The organism is Flavobacteriales bacterium (assembly GCA_016716605.1).
Classification (GTDB): Bacteria; Bacteroidota; Bacteroidia; order Flavobacteriales_F; family PHOS-HE28; genus PHOS-HE28.
Window position 1 is genome coordinate 124,394 of the sequence record JADJWA010000002.1, and the last position, 12,559, is coordinate 136,952.

The 12,559-nt window shown below is 62.9% G+C and carries 5 protein-coding genes; all 5 read left to right on the forward strand.

Annotated elements, in window-relative coordinates; genetic code table 11:
• The first annotated feature begins 161 nt into the window (after positions 1-161).
• On the forward strand, positions 162-5,798 hold the full coding sequence (locus IPM12_15525) for a hypothetical protein (protein MBK9149215.1): 5,637 nt from the start codon (positions 162-164) through the stop codon (positions 5,796-5,798).
• Between the two features lie 93 nt (positions 5,799-5,891).
• Positions 5,892-9,938, forward strand: a complete 4,047-nt coding sequence (locus IPM12_15530) for a response regulator (protein ID MBK9149216.1) — start codon at positions 5,892-5,894, stop codon at positions 9,936-9,938.
• A 189-nt stretch (positions 9,939-10,127) separates the two neighbouring features.
• On the forward strand, positions 10,128-10,580 hold the full coding sequence (locus IPM12_15535; protein MBK9149217.1) for an RDD family protein: 453 nt from the start codon (positions 10,128-10,130) through the stop codon (positions 10,578-10,580).
• A 90-nt stretch (positions 10,581-10,670) separates the two neighbouring features.
• The gene (locus tag IPM12_15540; protein MBK9149218.1) at positions 10,671-11,468 is read left to right on the forward strand and encodes a hypothetical protein; all 798 of its coding nucleotides are present in this window, start codon (positions 10,671-10,673) and stop codon (positions 11,466-11,468) included.
• A gap of 35 nt (positions 11,469-11,503) precedes the next feature.
• On the forward strand, positions 11,504-12,310 hold the full coding sequence (locus IPM12_15545; protein MBK9149219.1) for a hypothetical protein: 807 nt from the start codon (positions 11,504-11,506) through the stop codon (positions 12,308-12,310).
• Positions 12,311-12,559 lie beyond the last annotated feature (249 nt).

The following is a 12,559-nucleotide window of genomic DNA, read 5'->3' on the forward strand; positions in this document are numbered from 1 at the left end:
TGGCGTCCATTCCTATTCATGGTGATTGCTCGTGAAGCGAAACCGAGAACTGAATCTTTCCTCTTCCGCAATAGTGCCTTCACGGCCACCGTTGCTCCGTTCGGAACGCGCGTGCGCCTTGGAACCCGCACCGCTACTTTCACCGCATCCTTCACGCCACCATGCCCACTCTGCCTCGCCTTTCGCGTGCGCTCGGCCTCACCGTGCTGTGCGCTTTCGTGCTAGCTGCCTGCCGCAACAACGAGAAGGGCGCCAAGCCCGATGCCGCCTTCACGCCCTACATCCCCGCCTTCACCGGCGGGCACATCAGCGCGCGCTCGCCCATCATCGTGCGCATCGCTGCGGGGCAGCGCTGGCGCGATAGCTCGGCCACGGCCCTGCAGGAACTCTTCGACCTCTCGCCCAGCGTGAAGGGCCGCGTGGAGATGCGCGATGAGCTCACCCTGGCCTTCGTTCCCGATGAACGATTGGCGCAGGACAAGACCTACGCGGTGCGCTTCAGGCTCGGCGACCTGATCGAGGTGCCCAAGGGATTGGAGGACTTCCGCTTCGAGGTGAGCACCTTCAAGCAAGGCATCGATGCACGCGTGAACGAGATGCAGTCGCTGAGCGCCACCGACCTGAAGTGGCAGCGGCTCATCGCCAGCGTGTACACCAGCGACGATGCCACCGGCCAGGACCTCGAAGGCTGCTTCACCGCGAAGCAAGAAGGCCGCGATCTGCCGCTCACCTGGGAGCATGAGCCCAACGGCCGCTATCACCGCTTCACGGTGGACAGCGTGAAGCGCGGCGATGCAGCCTCGCGCGTGGACATCAACTGGAACGGCAAGGGCATCGGCAGCACCGACGCCGCCACCCTGCCCTTCGATGTGCCTGCCATCGGCGATCTCGCGCTGATCAGCGCCACCACCTTCAGCGATGGCGAGCAGTTCGCCACGCTGCTCTTCAGCGATCCGCTGGACCCCGCTCAGGACCTGCGCGGCCTCGTGGGCATTGCCGGCGCCGACGACCTGCGCATCGCGCACGATGGCAACAAGCTCGTGCTCTATCCCGCCCAGCGGCTCACAGGCAAACAGGACGGTTACGTGAGCGCCGGCCTGCGCAACGTGAACGGCCGCACGCTTGGCAAAGAGGTGAGCGTGGAACTGGTGTTCGAGGAACTCAAGCCCGCCGTGCGCTTCAACGGCAAGGGCACCATCCTGCCCAGCACCGATGGCCTGCTCCTCCCCTTCCAGGCCGTGAACCTGAAGGCCGTTGATGTGCGCGTGATCAAGGTGCACGAGAGCAACGTGAGCCAGTTCCTGCAGGTGAATGCGCTCGATGGCAACCGTGAACTGGCGCGTGTAGGTCGCCTGGTCTCGCGCAAGACCATCAGCCTAAAGACCGCCGACAGCCCCGACCTGGGCCGCTGGAACACCTACTACCTCGATCTCGCCGACCACCTCAAGACCGAGCCCGGCGCCGTGTACCGCGTGGAGCTCTCCTTCGGCCGCCATCAGAGCGTGTATCCCTGCGAGGGCGGCGATCCCGTGGAGGTCCCGCGTGAGAAGAGCTGGGAAGAAGAGCAAGCCGCCTACGACGACCAACAGGATTACTGGTACTACGACGACTACGAGTATTACGACTACGACGAAGGGTACAACTATCAGGAGCGCGAGGATCCCTGCAAGGCCAGCTACTACTTCCGCAACACCACGGCGGCGCGCAACATCCTCGCGAGCGACATCGGCCTGATCGCCAAGGTGGGCAACGACGGCAGCATGCTGCTGGCAGTGAGCGACCTGAAGACCGCCAAGCCCTTGAGCGGCGTGAAGCTCGACCTGCTCGACTTCCAGCGCAAGAGCATGGGTCAGACCGTGACCGATGGCGAGGGCCTGGCCACCCTGCCCGCATCGAAGCACAAGCCCTTCCTGCTCGTGGCCAGCAAAGGCTCGCAGCGCGGCTACCTCAAGCTCGACGACGGCGGCTCGCTCAGCGTGAGCAGCTACGACGTGGAGGGTGAAGCCATCGAGAAAGGATTGAAGGGCTTCCTCTATGGCGAGCGCGGCTTGTGGCGTCCCGGCGATTCGCTCTACCTGAGCTTCATGCTGCAGGATCCGAAGCACACCTTGCCGAAGGACCATCCGGTGGTGCTGGAGATCAGCGATCCGCGCGGACGGTTGGATCAGAAGCATGTGCGCACCACCAGCGTGAACGGCGTGTACGCCTTCCGCTGCGCCACCGTGCCCGATGCGCCCACCGGGTATTGGAACGCCGTGGTGCGCGTGGGCGGCACCGCCTTCCACAAGAGCCTGCGCATCGAAACGGTGAAGCCCAACCGCCTGAAGGTGCTGCTCGATTTCCCCGACGGGCCCAGCGGCACCGAAGGCCAGCGACTCAGCGCCGATGGCGGCACCACCATCAAATTGCGCTCGCACTGGCTGCATGGCGCCCCCGCCAAGAACCTGAAGAGCCGCGTGACGGTGACCATGACGCACGGCTGGCCCGAATTCAAGGGCTACGACAAATACGAGTTCAACGATCTGCGCACCTGGGTGCCCGATGAGGAGCAAGTGGCCTTCGATGGCAACCTGAATGAGAAGGGCGAAGCCGCCTTCGACCTCGACCTGCACATGGGCCGCAGCGCGCCTGCCGTGGTGCAGAAAAACATCGTGACCCGCGTCTTCGAGGCCGGCGGCGATGCCAGCATGGACCGCGTGAGCGTGCCCTACTACCCCTACACCAGCTACGTGGGGATCAAGTCGCCCGAAACGCGCAACAACTGGGGCACTTACATCACCGACACCAGCTACCAGTTCAGCATCGCCAGCATCGATGCCAAGGGCAAGCCCATCGCGCAGCACCAATTGAAGGCGCAGGTGTACAAGCTCAACTACAACTGGTGGTGGGATGGCGGCATCACCGGAGCGGCCAGCTACATCTCATCGCCGAGCGTGGAACTGCAGCAAGAGAAGGAACTCACCACCGATGCGAAGGGCAGAACGACCTTCAAGTTCCGGATCGATCGTCCGCAATGGGGCCGCTTCGCCATCCGCATCACCGATCCCGCCAGCGGCCATGCCAGCGCCGTGCAGGTGTACATGGATTGGCCCGGCTGGGAAGGCCGCAGCCGGCGGCAGGACCCCGACCAGGCCGCCGTGCTCAGCTTCAATGCCGACAAGGAGAAGTACCACGTGGGCGACAACTGCACGCTCATCATCCCCAGCGGCGGCACCGGCCGTGCCTTGGTGAGCCTGGAGACCGGCAGCCGCGTGCTCGATGCCGTGTGGGTGGACCTGAAGGCCAAGGAGACCCGCCACTCCTTCCCCATCACCGCCGACATGGCGCCCAACGTGTACGCGCACGTCATGCTCATTCAGCCGCAAGAGCTCACGCGTCCGGAGCAGGAAGGCGGCAAGGGCAACGACCTGCCCATGCGGCTCTACGGCGTGATCCCGATCCTGGTGGAGGACCCGCTCACGCACCTGGCACCTGTGCTCGCGGCGCCGAAGGAGATCAGGACCGATGCGCCCTTCAGCGTGGAAGTGGCCGAGAAGAGCGGAAGGCCCATGACCTACACCCTCGCCATCGTCGATGAAGGGCTGCTCGACCTCACGCGCTTCAAGACACCCGATCCCTGGAACCACTTCTATGCGCGCGAGGCGCTCGGCGTGCGCACCTGGGACCTCTACGACCAGGTGATCGGCGCATACGGCAGGCAATTGCAGCGCGTGCTCGCCCTCGGCGGAAGCGACGATGCCGGCAAGGGCGACGCCGCGCGCGCCAACCGATTCAAGCCCGTGGTGCGCTTCGTGGGCCCCTTCAAGCTCGAGCGCGGAAAGAGGGCCAGGCACGACTTCACCATCAGCAACTACGTGGGCAGCGTGCGCATGATGGTGGTGGCCACCGACGGCGACAAATCCTACGGCAACGCCGAACAAGCCGTGCCCGTGCGCAAGCCCTTGATGGTGCTGGCCACCCTGCCGCGCGTGCTCGCTCCTGGCGAAACAGCGGACCTGCCGGTCACCGTCTTCGCGATGGACCCGAAGGTGAAAGAGGTGATCGTGAAGATCGAGCCGAATGAACTGCTGATCCCCGAAGGCCCATCGCAGAAGACCATCCGCTTCAGCAGCGCCGGCGATCAGGTGGTGAGCTTCCGCGTGAAGGTGAAGGAGGCCGTGGGCGTGGCGAAATTGAAAGTGAGCGTGAGCGGCGCGGGCGAGAGCGCGAGCGAGAAGATCGAATTGCAGGTGCGGCAGCCGAACCTGCCCGCCACGGAAGTCACCGAAGCCTTGTTGGATGCCGGCAAGAGCTTCAGCGCGACCCCGGCTGCCCTCGGCGTGCGAGGCACCAACAGCGCCTACCTCGAGATCAGCAGCATACCGGCGGTTGACATGGGCCGCCGACTGCAATACCTGCTCGACTATCCGCACGGCTGCCTGGAGCAGACCACCAGCAAGGCCTTCCCGCAGCTCTTCATCGCCAAGGTGATGGAGCTGCCCGTGCGCGGTGAGCAGATGGCGCGCGCCAACGTGGAGGCCGCGCTGCGGAAGATGGTGCAGTTCCAGCGCGCCGATGGCGGCTTCAACTACTGGCCCGGCGGCGACCACTATGACACCTGGACCTCGATCTATGCCGGCCACTTCATGGTAGAGGCCGACCGATCAGGCTACGCCATGCCCGGCAACGTGAAGAGCAATTGGCTCGCCTTCCAGCGCAAGCAGGCACGCGAATGGAACGGCGTGGTGCCCGAGAGCTGGAGCCGCAACGCCACGCAATTGGTGCAGGCCTATCGCCTCTATGTGCTGGCGCTCGGCAAGGCACATGAGCTGCCGGCGATGAACCGCCTGCGCGAGCAGAGCGACCTGGGCCTGCAGGCGAAGTGGATGCTCGCGGCGGCCTACGCGCACGCTGGACGGAAGGACGTGGCGCAGCAGCTGGTCAACGGCGCGAGCACGCAGGTGTCGCCCTACACCGAGCAGTACTGGACCTACGGCAGCGACCTGCGCGACGAGGCCATGATCGTGGACGCCCTCATCGCCATGGGCGACATGGAGAAGGCCGCGCCCGTGGTCGCGCGGATCGCGAAGAGGTTGAGCAGCAACGATTGGTGGAGCACGCAGAGCACCGCCTTCGGCCTGCTCGCCGTGAGCCGCCTGGCCGAGAAGAGCCAACTGGGCAAGGGCATGAACTACGCGCTCACCCTCAATGGCAAGCGAACGGAGAAGTTCAGCGAGCGCGCCATCAGCCGGATCGATCTGCCGGTGCCGGATGGCAAGTCCAGCGTGAAGATCGAGAACACGGGCAAGGCATTGCTCTACGCACGGCTCGTGCGCACGGGAACGCCCCTGGCTGGGCAGGAGAACGCCACCAGCAGCGGATTGGGCATGACCGTGGCTTACACCCTCATGGATGGCACCAGCATCGATCCCGCGCGCATCGAGCAAGGCACCGACTTCATGGCGGTGGTCAACGTGACGCACCCGGGCGTGAGCAACGGCTACCAGCAGCTGGCCCTTTCGCAGCTATTCCCCAGCGGCTGGGAGATCCGCAACACGCGCCTCGAAGGCACGCTGACAGGAGCGGCACAAGGCCCCTTCACCTATCAGGACATCCGCGACGACCGCGTGCTCACCTACTTCAACCTGTGGCGCGGGCAAACGCACACCTACCGCGTGCTGCTCAACGCCAGCTACACCGGTCGGTACTACCTGCCGGGCGCGGTGTGCGAGGCCATGTACGACCATACGATCCATGCGCGGAGCTTGGGCCGCTGGGTGGAAGTGGTGGAGGCGGGCGGTACGGTGGCGGAGGAGTAGGGGTCGGCCAGGTTTGGAGGATGCTGGATGGGGCGGATCGGTACCTTCCCGCCGACAGGTAATATCCACTGTCACCCACCTATGCCCTCTCCCATGCGCTATTGGCTGATTGCTTGCGCATGCATGGCCTCGGCATGGGGTGCAACCGCGCAACCGGATCCTTCACGGTGGACGGTACGCCACTATGGAGTGGAACATGGCCTATCGCAGACCTCCGCAGCGAGCATCGTGCAGGACCCGGACGGCTTCATCTGGATCGGCACGGAGGACGGCATCAATCGATTCGATGGACGTGTGTTCAAGGTGTATAGGCACATCCAGTTGGATGGCGAATCGGTCAAGTCCGCCAGGGTTCATAGTCTGTTCATCACCCGATCAGGATCACTGGTAGCTGGTTCGGATGAGCACGGCGTGCTGCTCTACGACCAGCGTGCGGACCGCTTCACTTCGGTCCCTTTCCCAGCCAACAGCACGGCTCCTGGCAGCTCATACATCTTGCGGAGCATCGCAGACCTCAGCAATGGGAGGCTCTTGCTCGGGACATTCTGGGGCCTGTTCATCTACGACCCAGCAGCGGGCACTGTTATCAATGCGCATGACCGCATCCCAGCGGTACATCCGAATGCGCCGATTTCCGGTCTTGCGCGCACGACCAAGGGCGTCATGGTCTCCACGATGGATCACGAGTCCGAAAGGCCCCTGCTCTTACAGATCAGCGACGACCTCACGCGGGTCGAACCGATAGACGTGGCCGGCTTCCCGATGGGAAATGAACTGGGCATCGCGCTTTGGCAGCACGGCGATTCCGTGCTCCGCTTCAAGATCGGCGAGCGGATCTGGGTATCGCGCATAGACCCGATTGAACCCATGGAGGTGGCGGTGCCCGGATCCGTGATGGTGGAAGCACTGCCCCTGGATGGATTCATCCTCGCGGCCACCCTCGACGGCGTGCATCACATCGATGCCGATGGATCGCCCACGCGCATCCCGCTCCCCGACATGCGCAGCCCCAACGCCCAGATGCAGATCACCAGCCTGGTGCAGGTCTCCGACGGCAGCGTCTGGGTCGGTTCTTACCAGGGCGTGTTTGTCCTGGATCGCGTCTCCGCCAAATTCAAGCACTACGGTTTCGGTGGCGATGCTGACCTGCCCTTGAGCGCTCCCAAGGTGCGCGGCCTATTGAAGGACAGCCGGGGCCGATTGTGGGTGGGCACGCAGAACGGATTGGACCTGGTGGAAGCCGACCGCAAGACCGTCCGCAATCTCCTGCTCGACGCGCCAAGCACGATCGGCTATACCTGCCGGAGCATCGTAGAGGATGCGATCGGAGGCATCTGGGCCGCCACGGATCATTCCGGAATCTATCGTTTCGGCGCTACTGGCGAACCGCCTGTGCGCTTCGACGCTGACAGTGCGTGCAACGGGACCTTCTCATTACTGCTCGAACATGATGGCATGCTCCACACGGGCTGCAATCTCAACTTGATCGATACTCGCACATTCCAAGCGGTGCCTCACACCAAAGAACCCAGCACTTCGGTCATTCACGGCTACGAGAAGGCCTTCTGCCAGTACCGCACGCAGGACGGCACGCATGTGCACGGCACCATGAACCGAGGGCTATTCACATTCAGGCGGGACCCATCATCCAAGCGCGTCACGGACCTGCGCCACTTCCCCATGAATCCCTCGGATTCCACAGCGCTCGCCAACGGCTTCATCACGTGCATCCGTGAGGACAGCAACGGCATGATCTGGCTGGGCACTTATGGCGGTGGCTTGCACGCGTTCGATCATACGAGCGGACGCTTTACCAGGCTCACCATGGAAGATGGCCTGCCGAACGATGTGGTGTACGCCTTGGAGATCGACCGCCATGACCGGATATGGCTCAGCTCCAACGCCGGACTCAGCTGCTACGAGCCGAAGAGCGGCAAAATCACGAACTACGGCTTGAGCGATCGCATCCAGAGCCTGGAATTCAATTCCGGCTCATCGCATCAGGCCCAGGACGGCGAGCTCTTCTTCGGCGGCATCAACGGCTTCAATGCATTCTACCCCGATTCCATCAAGTTCAATCCATACCTGCCGAAGCTGGCATTCACCGGGCTCGTGATCGGGCACACGGAGATGGAGATCGGGAAACCGGGTTCGCCGCTTCATCGGAACATCACATACCAGGACACGATAGAGCTCAACCACGAGCAGAACGACCTCACCATCCGTTTCGCCGCGCTGAGCTTCATCTCGCCGGAGAAGAACCGCTTCGCCTACATGCTGAAGGGCTACAAGGATGAATGGGTGCACCTGGGCACGCAGAACCGGGTGAGCTTCACCAACCTGGATCCTGGTGGTTACGAGCTGCTGGTGAAGGCCGCCAACAACGACGGCATCTGGAACGATGCGCCGTCCTCGCTATGGATCACGATCGCGCCGCCGTGGCACCGCACCAATCTGGCCACGGCGCTCTTCATCGTGGCCGGCGCCTTCTTCGCTTTCGGCGTGGGTTGGATCCTATTGAGCAGGGTGCGACTGCGCTACCAAGTGGCGCGCGAGCACGAAGAAGCCGAGCGCGCCAAGGCCGAGGATGAGCGCAAGACCCGCTTCTTCATCAATGTGGCGCACGACCTGCGCACGCCGCTCACGCTGATCAAGCAACGCGTGGAGCGGCTCGCCGCTAACCCAGCCGAGCGCATGGACGAGCCCACTACCCAAGTGCTGCGCCGCAGCGTAGATAAGCTCACCGGCCGCATCACCGCACTGCTGGAGACCGCCCGACAGGAACACGACCACATCGCCCTCGATGCCTCGCCGATGAGCGTGAATGAACTGCTGCACGTGGTGGTGGCCGACTTCCGCCCGATGGCCGCCGACCGCCGCATCGAGCTGCGCTTCATCCCAGCCGATGGCGACCCAGTGATCGCGCTTGACCGCCCGAAGGTGACCATGGCCCTGGAGAACCTCCTGGGCAACGCATTCAAGTTCACTCCCGATGACGGCGCCATCACCGTGAAGGCCGAACGGTGCACGATGGATGGCTCTGAGGCGCTGCGGATCAGCGTGGCCGACACCGGCAGCGGCATCGCCCCCGAGGACCATCAGCGCATCTTCAACCTGTACGAGCGCAGTGATGGCCCGCAAGCCGCCGGGCAGGTGGGCGCAGGCGTTGGGCTCTTCCATGTGCGGCGCATCATGGAGATGCATGGCGGGCGTTGGAGGCTGGAGAGCGCGCTGGGTCAGGGAACCACCGTGCATCTCGAATTCCCCTTCACCACGGAGCCAGGCGCTTCGAATGGTCCGGTCCTGGTGGACCCAATGCTGCACGAAGAGCAGGAGGAAGCTGTGGAGCCAGAGCCGGTGGCTGACGAATACGGCACTGCCAAACCGATCGCGCTGGTGATCGAGGACGACCGCGACCTGAATGCCGCCATCGCCGACCTGTTGCGTTCTGAGTTCCGTGTGCATCGTGCGCACAACGGCGAGGAAGGCCTCGCGCGCGCATTCGAGCTGGTGCCCGACCTGGTGATCACCGACGTGATGATGCCGATGAAGGACGGCTTCGAGGTGTGCCGCGAACTGAAGTCCGACATCCGCACCAGCCATGTGCCCGTGATCGTGCTCACGGCCATCACCGATATGGAGGAGCGCATACGCGGCCTGCACGAGGGCGCCGACGATTTCCTGCCCAAGCCCTACGAGCCACGGGAATTGCTGGCCCGCGCGCGCAACGCGATCGCGCGCACGGAGAAGGTGCGCGCGCACAACCAAGCGAGCCTGGGCCTGAAACCCGACCGCCCGCTGGATCCGCTGCGCGACATGGACCGGATCTGGGTGGAGAAGGTGCAGGCCTTGATCGAAGCGCGGTACGGAAGCCCCGAGCTCAACGCGAATCAACTCGGCGTGCTGCTGAACATGGACCGCAGCAATGTGACCCGCAAGCTCAACGCCTTGATCGGCCGCGCCCCCGGCGAGCTGATCCGCGAGAAGCGCATGACCGTGGCCCGCGAGCTCCTCGAGAAGGGCGAATGCACCGTGACCGAGGCCATGCGCAGGGTGGGCTACGAGGATCCCTCCACCTTCTCGAATGCCTTCAAGGCCTACTGGGAGAAACCGCCCAGCCATTTCCTCCTCCGCAAGTGAGGACCACCTGACCATCAGGCGGAAACGGCACCGCCACAGATCCGCAAGCGCGCGCCAAACCCGCAAGCGGGGCGCCTTGCAACAAAGTCCCAAGTCTTCGTCGCATAGTCACTAACGGCGCCCATCAGGGCTGGCAGATCCTTGCATCGCCAACGGCACGAAGCCTTGGTGAATGGCAATCAGGCAACCATGTCATCCGCCCCAGCAACCACTCAATCAACCGTGCATTTCGCAGGTCTGGGCCGTCGCGCAGCATCGGCAATGATCGACGCCGCGCTGCTGATGTCCTTGGCATCGCTGCCGAAGCTCGTCGGACTGGACCTGCGGGCCGCGATCGCCGATCCGCGGATCAGCATGCCCGGGGCCGTGGGCCTGCTCGCCGCGCTGCTGCTGGTGGCCTGGGCGTACAGCGCATGCTTCGAGTGCTCGCGCCTGCAAGCCACACCGGGCAAGCTCGCCTTGGACCTGCGCGTCACCGATCCCTTGGGCCGTCGGCTCGACTTCCTCGGAGCCACAGCGCGCTTCCATGCCAAGCTGCTCACGCTGCTCACGCTCGGCTCCGGCCTCCTCCTCATCGCATTCACCCGCCGCAAGCAAGCCCTGCACGACCTGCTCTCCGCCTCGTTCGTGCTGCACCACTGAGAATCGCCTCGCACCGGTATTGCACCAACCAGAAAAACAGCACCTTCACTACACCAAACCCCCTGCCTCATGAACCTCAGCAAACCTTCCTTGAAGCGAACCCTCCGCCGGCTCCTGCTTCCCTTCATTCTGCTCATCGGCACCCAATGCCTGGCCCAGAGCACCATCGATGTGGTGGAGCTGAAGAACGGCTCCGTGATCCGCGGCACCATCGTGGAGCAAGTGATGGGCGAGAGCATCAAGATCAAGACCTACGACGGTAGCCTCTTCGTTTACCGCATGGATGAAGTGGTGCGCATCAGTAAAGAGGCCACAGCGGTTCAGAACACGGCTCCGGCCGATATGGATGACTACGGCGGCATCCTGGGACTAGGCGTGAGCATTGGAGGTGGCGGCCTGCTGGGCATCCACGCCCGCTCAGCGCCGCACCCGAACATCGCGCTGGAGGCGGGGGTGTCCTTCTACCCCACCTTCACCTACAAGCGCGTCACGATCTATGACCAGTTTGGCAATGTCATTCGAGAGCAAGAAGAATCCAAGTTCGTGGTGGCTCCCATCCTCAACGGCGGAGTCGATATCTTCTTCGGGCAGAGCTACAAGAGCTTCGACAGGAAGATCGTGCGCAACGGCCTCATGATCCGAGGCGGCACCAGCCTCAGCCTCGATGTGGAGCAGAGCATGTTCGCCACCGGTTGGGCCCGCGAGCGCTATAAGGAAGGGCGCAAGACCCCCAGCTACTGCTTCGGCCTGGGCCTGGGTGCCTGGTTCTACGCAGACCCCGATGACAACCCCCTGAGCGAAGTGATCGGCGAGGACCTGAAGGTGCTGCCCATGATCTACTGGAAGTTCCACTGGAATTGGTATGTGGTGAAGAAGGGGAGCAAGTGAATCAAGGCCGATGGAACAACGCTCAATCCGAGATCATGATGCACAAGACGCCGATTGCCCGCTGGAGCCAGATGTGGTTGCTGCTCGCAAGCCTGATGGCCCCCGCAACCTTTCTCGCGCAAGAAGGCGCTGGCCAGAGCCATTTGTTCCTCGGTGCCACGGCCGGGATCGACCACGCTTGGCTGGGCGATGACGATTACTTGAAACCATACTTCAGGCAATCGCCAATCGCCCAAACGGTCAACGCATCGCTGATGTACCAGATCGGCGTGTTCGGTGTTGAGTACCGATACGATCTGGTGGACGGCAAGCTTGCCAATCCTCGCCCAACCGGCAATGTGTTCCCTCCTATCGTGTTCAAGGTCGAGTACTATGCCGTACGCAATACGAACACCGATTTCGACACAAGCTTGTACGCCAATAAGAAGGCGCTCGACCTCTACGGCGGGGTGCCCTCGGAATTCAGCCGACGGCATTGGGGGTTTCACTTGGGTATGACTCGCCACATGGGCAAGCAGAACCGCAGCATTTTCTACGGAACAGTAGGCTACCAAATCGGCACAGCCACGCTAAAGAACCAGCATGACGGCCAGCACTCCACAACCGCTCGCTTCAACACAAGAGGGCTCGACATCGGCATGGGCTTCGTGTTCGCGTTGAGCGATGCAATCGGCCTCTATTGGGACCTCTTCGGCACCACGCGAACGAACATGGGCGAATCCTATGAGCTGGAACATCACACCTCTGCCCTGCCTACCACAGAAGTGGCTATGGAAGAAACCCTCCTGCACTACACCATGTACATGCGCTTGGGACTTGGTGTGCGGTTCATCAAGTACTGACCGCATGCAATGGTGCCTCGCACATAAGGCGCGAAAGAGGCTGCCTCGCCCTTCCAATCAGCGAAGACGACATCAGCCGCAAGAAGATCGCAGCGCCACTCGTTGGGAACTGGAGCAGTCATCGCGATTCTTGTGCTTTTTGCTCTTGGTCTGTTCCTGCTGGTGGTCTGAAGTGAGAAGAATCCCCTCTGCATCACTTCGGCTGATGAACTGATGATACCGAACCAATCAGCCAAAGCCCTATCGCTT